A 13,453-nucleotide genomic window follows, 5' to 3' on the forward strand; every position below is an offset into this window, starting at 1 on the left:
TACACCTTATAGACGAAAACTAGTGGACTGAATGGTGGAGGGGGTTGGATTCGAACCAACGTACGCTAAGCGGCCAGATTTACAGTCTGGTGGATTTAACCACTCTCCCACCCCTCCACGGGACGGCATCAACCACCAAAGATGGCTAATCCCGGATTGGCAAAATCGACGCGGTATCCGCTTGATCCCGCCGGGAGAACGGGGTCTATAGCGGCGCTGGCCGCGCTTCGCAACCGTTTGATTGCGCTTCATAAGTGATTTCCTGTTCACAGGGGCTTTCGAACCGGCTAGGCCGTGGATATGAAGCAAAAAAACCAATCTCGTCCGCGAAAAAAACCGACCAGAAAGCCGTCAAAACTGCGCAGGCAGGGTCACGATTCGGCCCCAGCTTGGGACGAAAACGGTCTGTGGCTATATGGACGACATGCGATAGCAGCAGCGATCAAAAACCCAAACCGCAAAATCAATAAAGTGTTCGCGACCCGAAATGGTGCGCAATGGCTGGCGGATGCAGAGACGGGCCTGACCGAGGCTATTGAGGCCCGGCCCGAAGAACTAGACCAATTACTACAACCTGGCGCTGTTCATCAGGGTGTTGCCGCCCTAGTCGAACCACTGGCGAAACGCACCCTTGAGGATGTCTGTGATCCGGTGATGTCAGGTCACCCTGTTTTAATCCTCGATCAGATAACGGACCCGCAAAACATTGGCGCGCTGTTTCGTTCTGCGGCCGCATTCGGTGCCTGTGCGGTGATCGTTCAGGACAGGCGGACACCGCCCCTTGCCGGCCCTTTGGCCAAAGCCGCCGCTGGGGCAATCGAGATAATCCCTTGCATCGAGGTCGTGAACATCGCAAGAGCGATCAACGCGCTTCAGGAGCTAGGGTATTTTTGCGCAGGCCTCGCGGGCGAAGGAGCCGAGGCGATCACCACCCTACCCGGCGCGCAACCTTTAGCATTGGTCATGGGTGCAGAAGGCGCTGGTCTGCGCCCGCTGGTCGCTAAACACTGCGACGGACTTTACCGCATACCAATCGCTGATGGCGTTGAGAGCCTCAATGTTTCAAACGCGGCTGCAATTTCTTTGTATGAAGCAGCGCGCAACCGCTAAACCATTTTTACAAATAATAGGAACGCCACAATGCCAAAACCCGTCCTCTACCACACGCCCAATTCCCGATCGCAAACGCCGCAATGGCTTAACGAAGAGCTGGGTGGTGTGTGTGACGTCAAATTGATTAACCTTGCAGCGCAAGAACATAAAGCGCCGGAATTTCTGAAGCTGAATCCGATGGGAAAGATCCCCGTACTGATTCATGAAGGTGTCGTTATTTCCGAAGCTGCAGCGATTTGTGTTTATCTGGCGGATCGTTTTCCTAATGCGGGCCTTGCACCCAAATTTGATGATCCGCGTCGCGGGACCTATCTGCGGTGGATATTTTTCGCGCCATCCAGCATAGAACCATTGATACTCGACAAGCTAATGCCAGTGGAACGTCCGAACCCGGACGCAGTGCTTTATGGCTCCGAAGAATCTGCATTAAATACCATGCGTCATGCCCTTTCAAATGGTGATTACATCTTGGGTGATCAATTTAGCGCCGCAGATGTCGTTTTTGGTTCCGCATTGAATTTCGCGATGCTGTTTGGCGCTATAGAAAAAGAAAAACTGTTCACGGACTATGTTGACCGTTTGATGGCAAGACCAGCCGCCCAAAAATGCGCCGAAGCAAACCAACAATTCAGTAAGGAATTGGGGCTCGACAACCAATAGAATACCCTCACCAATATTCTCCCCAGCCTTCCAAAGGTCATATATATAATGCCTAACTTCAAAGCTGTGATTTTTGATTTCGGCGGGGTGTTTACCACCTCGCCCGTACAAAATTTTGCTGTATTCGAGCGCGAGAACGATTTACCCGAACGCTTCATTGGCGGCATAATAAAAACCAACATCAACGAAAATGCCTGGGCGAAATTTGAACGAGCCGAAATTGATTTTGATACGTTCGACCAGGCTTTTGCCGAAGAAACCCGCGCGGCGGGGTTTGAAATTCGCGGCAGGACACTGGTCGGGCTTTTGTCGCTGACTTTTAACCACAACATGATCGATGCCCTTTCCCGTGTAAAATCGCATGGGCTTAAAACTGGCTGCATCACTAACAATTTGCCCAAACTCGGGTCTGACGAAATGTTGGCCAAAGACGAGAACCGGGAGGTTCTTGAACTGATCCACAAAAATTTCGACCATATGATCGAGTCGGCCAAAGCAGGCGTTAGAAAACCCGAACCACGCATCTATGAAATGATGTGCGAAGCACTTTCGGTTGCGCCAGCGAATTGCATTTTCCTCGACGATCTTGGCGTCAACCTCAAACCTGCGCGGGAAATGGGCATGACGACGATCAAAGTGCCGTTTGGTGATGTTTCGCCGGCGATCAAAGAATTGGATATGCTTTTGCAAAGAAATTGACCACGGCATGTCACAAACGCCGAGGCTATCTCGTCTTGTTTTCTGAAGCTTTATTGGAGCCCTTTGGTGAAAACGAGACTCGACTATCATTCGAAACACCCCGCCGCGTTCAAGGCCTTGTTGCAATTTTCGCAATATGTTGAAACCACAAACCTTGAACATTCTCTGCTTGAGCTTGTGAAAATCCGGGCATCGCAAATCAATGCCTGCGCTTTTTGTGTGCATATGCATACTCGCGATGCACGCAAAGCGGGCGAGACCGAAGCCCGGCTTTATCTTCTTTCTGCATGGCGCGAGTCGTCGCTTTTTTCCCCACGCGAACGGGCAGCACTTTTGTGGACTGAAACAATTACGCAATTGACTGGCCAGCCCGTTTCCGATGAAATCTACAATGAAGTTCTCGAACATTTCCTCGAAGAAGACTTGATCGACCTTACGGTGTCGATCGGTATGATTAATGTCTGGAACCGGATGAATGCTGCGTTTCAACTTGCTCACCCTGTGGAGCCCATGGAATTGGCGTCTTGATGTCTCATGATGAAGCCTTTGAGCAACACAGAACCTATCTGTTCGGTGTTGCCTATCGCATGCTTGGTTCGGTCGCTGAAGCGGAGGATCTTGTTCAAGATTCCTACCTTCGATGGCGAGAAAGCAAGAACGTCGAAAATCCACGGGCATATCTTTCTAAAATCGTGTCGCGCTTGTGTCTTGATCGGTTGAAGCAAGCCCGGACAAAACGCGAAATTTACGTAGGCCCTTGGTTGCCTGAGCCAATAATAAACCGGCCAGACCTTGTGACAGAAGAGCCCGAAATCCTGGCGCAAGATATCTCTTACGCGCTTATGTTGGCGCTTGAACGATTGTCGCCGCTCGAACGGGCGGCATTTTTGCTTCATGATGTTTTTGACAATGGTTATGACGAGATCGCAGAGGTTCTTGACCGGTCGGAAGCCAGTTGCAGGCAACTTGCGACCCGCGCCCGCAATCACATCCGACACGAACGTCCGCGCTTTACCGTTGAACCGAAACGTAGCCACGAAATCGCCAACGCGTTTTTCGACGCCATGCGTAGCGGCGATACTGATGCGCTGAGTGCTGTTCTTGCTAAAGACGCCGTTCTTCACACCGATGGCGGCGGCAAGGTTAGTTCCGCCCTTAACATTGTTTATAGCGCAGAAAAGATCGTCCGGTTCTATGCGGGGCTTACAAGAAAAAGCGGCGATCAACGCTCTACACTTTTGCGCCGCACCCGAATAAACGGCATGCCCGGCGAGATTGTTCGTGCGAACGATGGCATATTGCAAACCAATGTCGTTGAGATCACCGACGGAAAGATCACGGCCATATACATTACCCGCAACCCCGATAAACTGCGGCATCTCTCCTATCTCAACACTGCACACTGATATTGAAAGGCCCGCACGAAACGCGCACACTTGGCAATATCGCAGAGATGGACATTGGCCATGACGCATTTTCGCCCGCAAACCGAACTCGAAACACACGACGTCACCAATCAGCCCCCGCCCCTTGAAGACGTCAATTTCTATGATGGCGACGCAGCGTTGGTGAATGCGGTTAGCAAAAACGGTGGCCGCGATCACAATGCCCATCTTTCGGCCTATGGAGACGCACTTGGGCGCGCGGAAACGACGCAATGGGCGCGCGAAGCCCATCAGACCCCACCGAAACTCAAAAGTTTTGATCGCTACGGACATCGGTTGGACGAGGTCGAGTTTCACCCTGCCTATCATCAATTGATCGCGCTCGGGCTTTCGTCCGGATATGCATCGCTTGCATGGACCGCGAAAAGCGCTGGCCACCTCGCCCACGCCGCGATGGTTTACCTTCAGGCCGGCACCGAGCCCGGTGTCGGTTGCCCCATGACCATGACCTATGCGTCGATGCCGGCTTTGCGGCACGAACCGGCACTGGCGGAACAATGGGGTCCGCGCATCATTTCGGGCCAATATGACCCGCGATTTATTCCGGCGTCGGAAAAAACGGGCGCGACCATCGGCATGGCCATGACCGAGAAACAAGGCGGATCTGATATTCGGGCCAATGCAACGCGCGCGACACCCATCGGCAATGGTGAATATGAACTGACCGGACACAAATGGTTCTGTTCCGCGCCTATGTGTGACGCATTTTTGACCCTCGCCCAAACCGATGCAGGCGTTACCTGCTTTTTGGTGCCGCGATGGCGACCCGACGGCACCCGCAACCAAATGCACATCATGCGGCTTAAAGACAAATTGGGTGACCGCGCCAATGCGTCGTCCGAGATCGAATATCACGGCGCGTGGGCCCAGCGCATTGGCGACGAAGGCCGCGGCGTTCGCACGATCATCGACATGGTCCAACACACGCGACTTGATTGTATCGCCGGATCGGCAGGCGGCATGCGCGCCGCCACGCGCGAGGCCGTATGGCACGCGACGCATCGATCGGCGTTTCAGAAAAAACTGATCGACCAGCCCGCCATGACCATGGTGCTTGCCGATCTCGCGCTCGAGAGCGAAGCCGCGACCGCGCTTTCCATGCGGATCGCCCGCGCCTTTGACCAAATGAACAGCGACGCTGGCGAAGCTGCGTTTATGCGCCTTGCAACCCCCATCGCGAAATATTGGGTGTGTAAACGCCAACCGGGCGTCGTTTATGAGGCGCTTGAATGTCATGGCGGTGCTGGTTTTGTTGAAGAAGGGCCGATGCCGCGTCTGTTTCGGCAATCGCCGCTTAACGCCATATGGGAAGGATCGGGCAATGTGATTGCGCTCGACATCTTGCGCGCGCTGACGCGCGAACCCGATAGCATTGCGGCCGTCCGTGAAGAGATCAATTCGGCGCGCGGCAATAACAGCGACCTCGATCAACATATTGACCGGCTCGACGATTGGTTCAAACCCGGCGCGCTGAACGAAAGTACGGCCCGCGCCTTTGCCGAAACCATGGCCGTGGCCCTGTCGGCGGCGGCACTGTTGAAGACCGCGCCGGATTTCGTCTTTGACGCCTATATTGACGCGCGCATCGGTGAACACGCCCATATCTATGGCGGTCATCCGATCAGCGAGGCCAACAAAATCATCGGCCGCGCCCGCCCCGCATAAACCCATTCGCATACGAACCCACACAAAACTAAACACGGCCGGAGCATAACCCAGCCGCGCAATCCGTTGATATCTATCCACCAAATGCGGGTTTTAGGGTGATTATCTATTGGAGGTTGCAACGCCTGTCGATTCACAGTGAAACTTCTTAACCCAACAGACAAGCGAGGTTTTTATTTAATTCGAAACAGTATAGCTAAGTAGAAAACTGTCGAGGTCTTAGCAATGGCGTATGAATTTTATTCGGCACAAACAAGACAAGTTAAAACCGCAATGGTTTTATCCAGTGCTACACTTTTGTTGTACACGATTGCAGGACAGCCAGTTAACGACTTCATAAAAATTCCTCCCGGGCAATTTGAAATTCCATCAGCCTATTTAATCGGCCTTTTCTTCGGGTCAGCTATTTATTTCACGGCGTCTTTTTTCGTTTCAGCCAAATACGACAAACGCATGGCTGAAATACCTGAGTTACACCAAGATATCCTAGATATCGTAGACAATTTAAAGAAATGCAGAGATGTCTTACGATCCTTGGGGCAACGAATGATTGCGGCATCCGAGAAACAAAATGATCGCATCCATGAGAGCGCGAAACAGGTGGACTGGAAAAAACTCAAAGAGTCTGGCTCAGCAGTGGATGGAAATACAAAACCACTCGTCGATAATGCCGCTGAACTGATCAAAAGTCTTTCTGACTATCACGCTATCGAAAATATCAACAACAACTACCGAAAACAAACCGATGAAATAGAACAAGAGGCAAAAAGCCTTTTTCGAGAAATAGACGAAAAAATAAGCGAATTTAGAAAAAAAACAGTGGGAATGGCTCATTTTCACAATCATTTTTGGGAATACCAACTGCCCCTCTTCGCCTCTCTACTCTCAATCCCAGCGAGCTTTGTAATTAGCATTCTCAAACAATCAGGTTGAACCCGCAATTGAACCCGAGAACACTTTATACGAAGGCATAAAAACGGCTTAAATATTGGTCGGAGCGACTGGACTCGAACCAGCGACCCCTTGACCCCCAGTCAAGTGCGCTACCAGACTGCGCCACGCTCCGACCCGGCGGCGGATGGAAACATCACGCCGCGAAGTCGCGGACTATAGCCAGCTTGACCAAAAGGGAAAGCCGCTTTTCTCACAAAATTTCACCGAAATGCGCGATTAGCGCTCGTCGTCTTCGGGGTTGATGGCCTCCAGGGCCAAAGTCGCCTGATCAAGGGCGTCTTGCACCTGTTCCAGCCGCCGCAGCAGCCCGGTTAGATTTTTGCGCATGGCCGGCGACAACGCGCCCGGCGCAGGCACGACCGAGGCCGGCATAAGGTCGAGCACGCCACCATCATCGTCTTTCGTGCTGGCTTTCGTCGGCGTTTCAACGTCTGGCTTTTCTTCGTCGTCAAGAACCGGGCGAACGTCCGTTGCCTCACCGGCGGCCGCACGTCGGCCTAGCTCGGAGACATATTTGACGCCTTCATCTTTGAATATTTTTTGAACGCCCTTGGTGGTGAAGCGCTGATCATAGAGCAGCGTTCTTATCCCGCGCAGGAGATCAATGTCGAGCGGACGGTAATAGCGACGCCCGCCGGCACGGCGCATGGGCCGGACTTGTCCGAACACTTCTTCCCAATGGCGCAACACATGTTGCGGCACGTCCAATTCCTTGGCCGCCTCTGAGATTGTGCGAAAGGCTTCGGCAGATTTCGCCACGGACATTGACCTGCTCTTTATTCAGCCGCGTTTGACTGTCGGTGGCTGTTGTTGATTTGATCTTTAAGAACATGCGAGGCACGGAAGGTGATCACCCGTCGCGGCTCAATCGGTACTTCTTCGCCAGTTTTCGGATTACGACCCATACGGAGTTTTTTCTCCCGCACGGAAAAAGTTCCGAAAGATGAGATTTTGACCGTCTCACCACCTTCGAGTGTTGAAGCCACCTCATCGAGGATACGTTCTACGAAGGCCGAAGATTCATTTCGCGAAATACCAAGCGAGCGATAGACCGCATCGGTCAGATCCGCCCGAGTAATGGTTTTTCCAGTCATGCTTACCCTTCCCCAACAATCCAACCTAGAGGCCGCCAATGTTTAAGTCGTGGTGTGCCCGGCAGGTTCAGTTTCGCCGCCCATTTGCACCAGAGGTTAATGGCTTAAGGCCGCTGTGGTCAATAAGTCTTTGAAATATAATACCTGTTTTATTCATCGTCACCTGTTTCAAGTGAAACGAAGCATAAACTTTTGGCCATATTGGGCGCACAAAGCGCGCCAAATGACAGATCAAAGCTCGATTTGACTAGGCGCGCATCAACGCGGCCCCCCAAGTCAGACCACCGCCCATGGCCTCAAACAGCACAAGGTCACCGGTTTTGATCCGCCCATCGGCGACACCGGCGCAATAGGCCAGCGGGATCGACGCCGCAGAGGTGTTTCCCTGCCCGGCGATGGTTGAAATCACCTGATCGGAACGAAGATTGAGTTTTTTGACAACGCCGTGAATGATTCGCTCATTGGCCTGATGTGGCACGAACCAGTCGATGTCCGTGACCGGGGTTTTTGCCTCTTCGCAGACCGCGACCATCGCTTGGGAGATGCGCGTAACGGCCTCGCGGAAGACTTTGTTGCCTTGCATTCGCACATGGCCGATCGTGCCGGTCGAAGATACGCCGCCATCAACATAAAGAAGATCGACCAAGCGACCATCGCATCGCATATAGCTTGCCTTGATGCCGCGCTCGCCTTCGTCCGCCTCATCAACAGCCTCAAGCACAAACGCGCCCGCACCATCGCCAAACAAAACGCAAGTACCGCGGTCTTCCCAATCAAGGATCCGCGAAAAGGTTTCTGCGCCAATGACCAGTGCGCGTTTATGTTGTCCGCTAATGAGGAACTTCTCTGCCGTTGACAGCGCATAGATAAAACCAGAGCACACAGCCTGAACGTCAAACGCAGCCCCCGCACCCGCCCCTAGCTTTGCCTGTACGATTGCAGCCGTAGATGGAAATGTGAGGTCAGGCGTTGTGGTCGCCACAATGATCAAGTCGATATCGCTGGCTTTCAGGCCAGCGTTATCGAGCGCGGCTTGGGCCGCGTGCGTCGCGAGGTCGGATGTTAACTCACCTTCGGAAGCAATATGACGCTCACGGATTCCAGTCCGCTCTCTGATCCATTCATCACTCGTGTCAACACGCTTCGAGAGTTCTTCATTCGTCAAAACTTGATCAGGAAGAAAAGCTCCGCATCCACGCAGGACTGTCTTCAAACTCATACCACCGCCGCTTTTACTGTTGTTTCTTTTGCATCACTAAGCCGGGCGCGTCGTTCCATAACGGCCTGAACTGTTGAAATAATCTCATCCCGGAATGGTCGGTTCGCAAGACTAGCGGCCATATTTACCGCGCTTGCGACCCCACGCGCATCTGCGCCACCATGGCTCTTCACAACGATTCCGTTGATGCCCAAAAATACGCCGCCATTGTTCGACCCTGGGTCCATGCGATCCTTTAGTTTCTTTAGCCCCGGTGCCATCATCAGCGCCCCAAGCTTGGCATTCAAAGACCCCGTAAGTGTTTGTTTGATCCACTCGCCCAAGAGACGCGCAGCACCCTCTGCGGATTTAAGCGCCACATTGCCGGTAAAACCGTCAGTGACCACCACATCCACGGTGCCTTTTGAAATATCATTACCCTCAACAAATCCGTGAAATGACATGTCAGGATCGGCCTCGCGCAGGACACGCGCAGCGGTGCGGATCAATTCATGCCCTTTGAGGTCTTCCGCGCCAACATTCAAAAGACCAACCGTTGGTCGCTCAACTTCCGTCAGTGCACGAAAGAATGCCTCTCCCATAATCGCAAACTGCACGAGCTGGTTCTCATCGGCGTCTACATTCGCGCCCACGTCCAGCACTACCGAGCGCCCGCGCGGGGTTGGCCAAAGCGCCGTCACCGCCGGGCGATCCACGCCCTCAATCATCCCGAGCTGTTTGCGCGAAACTGCCATCAGCGCGCCCGTATTCCCGCCAGAGACAACTGCGCTGACCTCGCCCTCACTCACGGCTGTCACCGCCGCCCACATAGAGGTATCGCGCCCGCGCCGTAAAACATGCATCGGCTTATCGGTCATCGAAACTACATTATCAGCATGGCGAATTTCAGCGTCGCGGGTTTCCGGTGCGGCTGCGATCAGTGGCTCCAGCTGAGCCTTGTCGCCAAAGAAAATGATTTTATTCTTGAGCCCGCGCTGGATCGCATATGCCACCCCTTCGACTACAGCTTTGGGGCCGGCATCGCCGCCCATCGCATCAATCGCCAGTACGTGATCCTGACTTTTTGTCATGGAATACATCTACCTATTCAATTCCCAATATGACCCCAAACAAAGGGCCCCTTATCGCGGAGCGCGGCGGAGAATATGGGCGACCGTCGGCTGATGCAACGCACGTGGCAAAACATCGTTAATGATCTTATAGCCTGCGCGATGCTTAGGTAAACCTATTGATTATCATCACTTTTTTTAATTGCCCCTTGCAACACAGCAAATGGGGAGACTTTTTCCTCTTTCGCGTAAATATCAGCAAGGCTGGTCGCGCCCTCTTTTCGGGGGAACGGATCCAAGGCGAGAGAAAGCTGTTGAACGAGCAATTCGCCAATATCAATGTCATCCCCAAGATGGACCTCTGGCAAGCGCCAATCCTCTTCAGTCTCGGTTTCATCTTCGTCTTTTGTCTCTGGAATACGCGTGAATTCAATATCAAATTCGTCATGCACAGCTTCATCCACGGGCTCAAGACTGGCCACACATTCCCGGACCATCTGGGCTTTTACCGCACCATCGACAAAAATCTCGGTTTTGGTGGTGGAGATGCGAATCTCCCCCTCGAAATGGGAAATCGACAAAGCGCCAAGCCTCGCCGCGACTTTGCGGCACTGATCTTCGTTCGCAGTCAGGCTGAAGATTTTTGGCGCGCGGCCCGGATCGCCCAATTCAATGATTTTACTGAATTCTGGTTGCGGCTCGCTCATATCAGTTCCTCCATTGGCGGGAAAACGACAATTCCCTTGGCGACACGCCCATGTGGTTGCCCATGAAGGGCCGCATCGAGCTTTCTCACATAGGCAGCAAATTTTGGCGCGGCGGCGGCCTGTTCATTCGCGAAAAGATTGCGGCCCAGCGCGCGCTCAAGCTCTGCCGGCTCTGCGTTGGGTGCGAGGGCATCTTCAAAGGCAGCGATCCGCCCATGAAAGCTCTCCGCCATTTTCCGCACTTTCTTACCCACCGCATCATCGCCAACGCCCATTTCACGCAATGAATCGTCCATATTCTGGAACATCGCATCGAACATACATTGGCTGGTTTCGCGTGCACCCGGCTCGGTCTTCAAACGACGCATCACCAAATAAACGTGAAGCGCGACCTGCTCGAATCGGCCCTCGACCGTGTCTTCAGCCCCTAGCTGCTCATAAAGCGGCGCTGAGCGGGCCTGCTCAACGGCAGCGGCGTATAACGCGCGGCCAGCCTCAAGCGACGGATCTTTTTTGAAGATCGCATTCAATAGCGGTTTAAACATGCAGGAGTATTCCTTAGCTTCTTTTCTTACTGGCTGGCCGCTCGCGTACCCAAAAATGACCTGATACCGGCGAGAGGCAGGATTATCGCCATCAAGGGTTTGCGGCGCATCGCAATCGCTGGTATCGATGGGCGAAGTATTCCCGACGGGCCTCACGATCAAGTCCCAGTGGGCGAAAAGGCCAAAATCGACTATGTTTTCCGGTAATCTATGTTTTCCGGCATCTGGCTATTTGGTAAAATCCGACCCGCTCTTATTAGAGCACGACGAGCAAAGAGTAGAGAGCGCAACATGATCAGACTTCTTCTTTTGGCGCTTTGCCTAACGACCCTGCAAGCCTGCGTTTCCGTTCGTTCTAGCCACGGCTATGTGCTCGAGCGGGATCAGGAATCACTGGCCGCGGAACCGGGCTTTGACACGAAAGACTCTATCCTCGCGAAATATGGCGAACCATCAATGATCGGCGTCTTTGATCGCAACGCATGGTACTATCTCCATTCAACAGATCATTCACGGGCATTCTTTAAGCCAAAGACCCAGACACGAACGGTCACGGCGATTCATTTTGACCCCGAGGGTGCCGTTGAAGAGTTTGACACTTATACACTCAACGATGGCGAAGATATTCGGCTCGTCCAGCGCCAGACCCCAACACGCGGCAAAACCCTCAATTTCTGGGAACAGCTATTGGGTAATGTCGGCGCGCTGCCTGCGGGTATTGGCGAAGAAGGCCCAACACCCGGCCAGTGAACCGCACATAATTTGATCTCTCAAAATGCCGACCTCAGCGTCGGCATTTTTTGTGCACCAATTCTTAGCTGAAGTGGTCGTAACCCACATTTTCAACCGGTATTGGGTTGCCCGCTTCATCGAGAAACAAAACGCCATCGCCACGACTTAACGTCCCGATACGCGAAACCTCCGTACGCGACGCTTTTGATGCGACTGTTATGGACCGGCGCATAGAGGGCGGTGCCGCAAAGAGAATTTCATAATCGTCACCAAACCCCACGAGCTTCGCCAGCGCACGCCAACGATGATCTTGGGCCGCCACCCATGACGCAGCCCCCGCCGACCGCGGTATCGCCACGGCTTCGATCTCGGCGCGCAAACCCGAGGCATGCGCAAGATGCCCCGCATCTGCAATCAACCCGTCCGACACATCTATTGCCGCTGTTGCAAGGCCCGCAAGCGCAGCACCCAGGCTCAAACGCGGCTCTGGCAAATGGTAGCGCCCCGAGAGCGAAGCTTTATCAACGGTTGTGAATTTGAACTCTTTACGAAGAGCCGCAAGACCTAGCCCCGCATCGCCAATTGTTCCGGACACGTACAAATCATCACCCAGCGACGCGCCTGATCGCGACGTCATGCCCTGCCGTGGCGGCGTACCAAAAAATGTCGCCGACAGTGTCAACGGGCCAGTTTTGGTACTGTGCATGGTGGTATCACCGCCATAGAGCGAAATCTTATAGCGGCCCTGATCCTCGCCGAGGCCACGGGCGAATTGCACGATTGAATCGCGCGCCACCGCCTTGGGCCAAACGCAACCCAGAAAATAACCAATCGGTTTTGCGCCTTTTGCAGCCAGATCAGAAAGATTGGCTCGGATTAATTTCTGCGCCACGAGATCGAGTGGGTCTTTGGGCAGGAAATGCACACCAGCAACCATCAAGTCTTTGGTTACCACAAGGTTTTGTTGCTCTAGCAAAGCCGCATCATCAATAAGATCAAACGCACCCGGTGCTGACGCGGTCAGCGGCGCGAAAATATCGCGGATGATGTCAAACTCGCTCATGCATTCTTCTTTGTGTTTAGACTGTGACTTCGTCGCCGCGCGCCTCTTTTGAAGCCGCATCAAGCACCGCATTGATAAAGCCTGGTTCATCACCTTCAAAGAAGGCTTTGGCAATGTCCACATATTCGTTGATGACAACCTTATACGGAATATCCGGACGGCGGATCATCTCATATAAGCCCGCCCGCAGGATCGCACGCGCAGTCGCGTCAAGCCGGGACAGCTTCCAACCGGTCGTCAATTGCCGTTGAAGATAGGGGTCAAGGCGGTTTTGTGCTTCTACGGCACCGCGCAAAATATCAGCGAAGAAGGTCTTATCCGCCTCTTGCAGTTGCACGCCTTCAATTTCACTGCCAAAGCGATGATCTTGAAACTCACGAATTGTGGCCTCAACACCCTGCCCGGCGGTCTCCATTTGATATAGCGCCTGAACGGCGGCCAATCGCGCTGCGGACCGTGGCGGTGCGCCTTCTCTGTTTTTACTTGATGTCATCCCATTGGGCCCGTT

Annotated in this window: 16 protein-coding genes and 2 tRNA genes; 8 read left to right on the forward strand and 10 right to left on the reverse strand. The window is 53.3% G+C overall.

Features of this window, described 5'->3' with window-relative positions; genetic code table 11:
- Window positions 1–32: 32 nt before the first annotated feature.
- Window positions 33–117 (reverse strand) — tRNA-Tyr (locus ABFZ84_RS13535).
- 183 nt (window positions 118–300) lie between these two features.
- Between ABFZ84_RS13535 and rlmB the strand changes: the two genes are divergently transcribed.
- From rlmB to ABFZ84_RS13570, 7 genes are all read left to right on the forward strand, one after another.
- Window positions 301–1,110 carry a 23S rRNA (guanosine(2251)-2'-O)-methyltransferase RlmB gene (rlmB, locus tag ABFZ84_RS13540; protein WP_369314615.1) on the forward strand — a complete coding sequence of 270 codons (810 nt, stop codon included), beginning with the start codon at window positions 301–303 and terminating at the stop codon, window positions 1,108–1,110.
- Window positions 1,111–1,140: 30 nt separating this feature from the next.
- Window positions 1,141–1,773 (forward strand): glutathione S-transferase family protein, encoded by a 633-nt coding sequence (locus ABFZ84_RS13545; RefSeq protein WP_369314616.1) that lies wholly within the window; start codon window positions 1,141–1,143, stop codon window positions 1,771–1,773.
- Window positions 1,774–1,821: 48 nt separating this feature from the next.
- Window positions 1,822–2,472: an HAD-IA family hydrolase gene (locus ABFZ84_RS13550; RefSeq protein ID WP_369314617.1), complete on the forward strand. Its 651-nt coding sequence runs from the start codon at window positions 1,822–1,824 to the stop codon at window positions 2,470–2,472.
- Between the two features lie 66 nt (window positions 2,473–2,538).
- Window positions 2,539–3,000, forward strand: coding sequence for a carboxymuconolactone decarboxylase family protein (locus ABFZ84_RS13555; protein ID WP_369314618.1), 462 nt, complete (start codon window positions 2,539–2,541; stop codon window positions 2,998–3,000).
- Window positions 3,000–3,878: a sigma-70 family RNA polymerase sigma factor gene (locus ABFZ84_RS13560; protein ID WP_369314619.1), complete on the forward strand. Its 879-nt coding sequence runs from the start codon at window positions 3,000–3,002 to the stop codon at window positions 3,876–3,878. Before ABFZ84_RS13555 ends, ABFZ84_RS13560 begins: the two co-directional genes overlap by 1 nt.
- A gap of 60 nt (window positions 3,879–3,938) precedes the next feature.
- Window positions 3,939–5,582, forward strand: coding sequence for an acyl-CoA dehydrogenase family protein (locus ABFZ84_RS13565; RefSeq protein ID WP_369314620.1), 1,644 nt, complete (start codon window positions 3,939–3,941; stop codon window positions 5,580–5,582).
- Window positions 5,583–5,807: 225 nt separating this feature from the next.
- Entirely contained in the window at window positions 5,808–6,515 is a 708-nt protein-coding gene (locus ABFZ84_RS13570) for a hypothetical protein (RefSeq protein WP_369314621.1), read from the forward strand.
- 56 nt (window positions 6,516–6,571) lie between these two features.
- On the opposite strand, the gene ABFZ84_RS13575 is transcribed toward ABFZ84_RS13570, so the two are convergent.
- The 7 genes from ABFZ84_RS13575 to ABFZ84_RS13605 all read right to left on the reverse strand — a co-directional run bounded on the left by ABFZ84_RS13575 (window position 6,572) and on the right by ABFZ84_RS13605 (window position 11,150).
- Window positions 6,572–6,648 (reverse strand) — tRNA-Pro (locus ABFZ84_RS13575).
- Window positions 6,649–6,752: 104 nt separating this feature from the next.
- Window positions 6,753–7,301, reverse strand: coding sequence for a MerR family transcriptional regulator (locus ABFZ84_RS13580; RefSeq protein WP_369314622.1), 549 nt, complete (start codon window positions 7,299–7,301; stop codon window positions 6,753–6,755).
- Window positions 7,302–7,312: 11 nt separating this feature from the next.
- Entirely contained in the window at window positions 7,313–7,630 is a 318-nt protein-coding gene (locus ABFZ84_RS13585; RefSeq protein WP_369314623.1) for an integration host factor subunit alpha, read from the reverse strand.
- A 247-nt stretch (window positions 7,631–7,877) separates the two neighbouring features.
- Window positions 7,878–8,849: a beta-ketoacyl-ACP synthase III gene (locus tag ABFZ84_RS13590; protein ID WP_369314624.1), complete on the reverse strand. Its 972-nt coding sequence runs from the start codon at window positions 8,847–8,849 to the stop codon at window positions 7,878–7,880.
- Window positions 8,846–9,919 (reverse strand): phosphate acyltransferase PlsX, encoded by a 1,074-nt coding sequence (gene plsX, locus ABFZ84_RS13595; RefSeq protein ID WP_369314625.1) that lies wholly within the window; start codon window positions 9,917–9,919, stop codon window positions 8,846–8,848. Before plsX ends, ABFZ84_RS13590 begins: the two co-directional genes overlap by 4 nt.
- A gap of 155 nt (window positions 9,920–10,074) precedes the next feature.
- Window positions 10,075–10,605 (reverse strand): YceD family protein, encoded by a 531-nt coding sequence (locus tag ABFZ84_RS13600; protein WP_369314626.1) that lies wholly within the window; start codon window positions 10,603–10,605, stop codon window positions 10,075–10,077.
- Window positions 10,602–11,150 carry a ubiquinol-cytochrome C chaperone family protein gene (locus tag ABFZ84_RS13605; RefSeq protein WP_369314627.1) on the reverse strand — a complete coding sequence of 183 codons (549 nt, stop codon included), beginning with the start codon at window positions 11,148–11,150 and terminating at the stop codon, window positions 10,602–10,604. Before ABFZ84_RS13605 ends, ABFZ84_RS13600 begins: the two co-directional genes overlap by 4 nt.
- Before the next feature lie 291 nt (window positions 11,151–11,441).
- Here ABFZ84_RS13605 and ABFZ84_RS13610 point away from each other — a divergent pair, with 291 nt between their 5' ends.
- Complete coding sequence (locus ABFZ84_RS13610) at window positions 11,442–11,900, forward strand: outer membrane protein assembly factor BamE (protein ID WP_369314628.1); 459 nt, start codon at window positions 11,442–11,444, stop codon at window positions 11,898–11,900.
- A gap of 64 nt (window positions 11,901–11,964) precedes the next feature.
- Here ABFZ84_RS13610 and thiL read toward each other — a convergent pair whose 3' ends face one another.
- Complete coding sequence (gene thiL, locus ABFZ84_RS13615) at window positions 11,965–12,945, reverse strand: thiamine-phosphate kinase (RefSeq protein ID WP_369314629.1); 981 nt, start codon at window positions 12,943–12,945, stop codon at window positions 11,965–11,967.
- Window positions 12,946–12,961: 16 nt separating this feature from the next.
- Entirely contained in the window at window positions 12,962–13,438 is a 477-nt protein-coding gene (gene nusB / locus ABFZ84_RS13620) for a transcription antitermination factor NusB (RefSeq protein WP_369314630.1), read from the reverse strand.
- Window positions 13,439–13,453: the final 15 nt, after the last annotated feature.

Source organism: Hyphococcus lacteus (genome assembly GCF_041058985.1).
In the GTDB taxonomy this organism is placed as follows: domain Bacteria; phylum Pseudomonadota; class Alphaproteobacteria; order Caulobacterales; family Parvularculaceae; genus Hyphococcus; species Hyphococcus lacteus.

Bases quoted from the DNA above. Each gene is read 5' to 3' on its own strand.
- rlmB (WP_369314615.1), top strand. From the start codon at position 301: ATGAAGCAAAAAAACCAATCTCGTCCGCGAAAAAAACCGACCAGAAAG.
- ABFZ84_RS13545 (WP_369314616.1), top strand. From the start codon at position 1,141: ATGCCAAAACCCGTCCTCTACCACACGCCCAATTCCCGATCGCAAACG.
- ABFZ84_RS13550 (WP_369314617.1), top strand. From the start codon at position 1,822: ATGCCTAACTTCAAAGCTGTGATTTTTGATTTCGGCGGGGTGTTTACC.
- ABFZ84_RS13560 (WP_369314619.1), top strand. From the start codon at position 3,000: ATGTCTCATGATGAAGCCTTTGAGCAACACAGAACCTATCTGTTCGGT.
- ABFZ84_RS13565 (WP_369314620.1), top strand. From the start codon at position 3,939: ATGACGCATTTTCGCCCGCAAACCGAACTCGAAACACACGACGTCACC.
- ABFZ84_RS13570 (WP_369314621.1), top strand. From the start codon at position 5,808: ATGGCGTATGAATTTTATTCGGCACAAACAAGACAAGTTAAAACCGCA.
- ABFZ84_RS13580 (WP_369314622.1), bottom strand. From the start codon at position 7,301: ATGTCCGTGGCGAAATCTGCCGAAGCCTTTCGCACAATCTCAGAGGCG.
- ABFZ84_RS13585 (WP_369314623.1), bottom strand. From the start codon at position 7,630: ATGACTGGAAAAACCATTACTCGGGCGGATCTGACCGATGCGGTCTAT.
- ABFZ84_RS13590 (WP_369314624.1), bottom strand. From the start codon at position 8,849: ATGAGTTTGAAGACAGTCCTGCGTGGATGCGGAGCTTTTCTTCCTGAT.
- plsX (WP_369314625.1), bottom strand. From the start codon at position 9,919: ATGACAAAAAGTCAGGATCACGTACTGGCGATTGATGCGATGGGCGGC.
- ABFZ84_RS13600 (WP_369314626.1), bottom strand. From the start codon at position 10,605: ATGAGCGAGCCGCAACCAGAATTCAGTAAAATCATTGAATTGGGCGAT.
- ABFZ84_RS13605 (WP_369314627.1), bottom strand. From the start codon at position 11,150: ATGTTTAAACCGCTATTGAATGCGATCTTCAAAAAAGATCCGTCGCTT.
- ABFZ84_RS13610 (WP_369314628.1), top strand. From the start codon at position 11,442: ATGATCAGACTTCTTCTTTTGGCGCTTTGCCTAACGACCCTGCAAGCC.
- thiL (WP_369314629.1), bottom strand. From the start codon at position 12,945: ATGAGCGAGTTTGACATCATCCGCGATATTTTCGCGCCGCTGACCGCG.
- nusB (WP_369314630.1), bottom strand. From the start codon at position 13,438: ATGACATCAAGTAAAAACAGAGAAGGCGCACCGCCACGGTCCGCAGCG.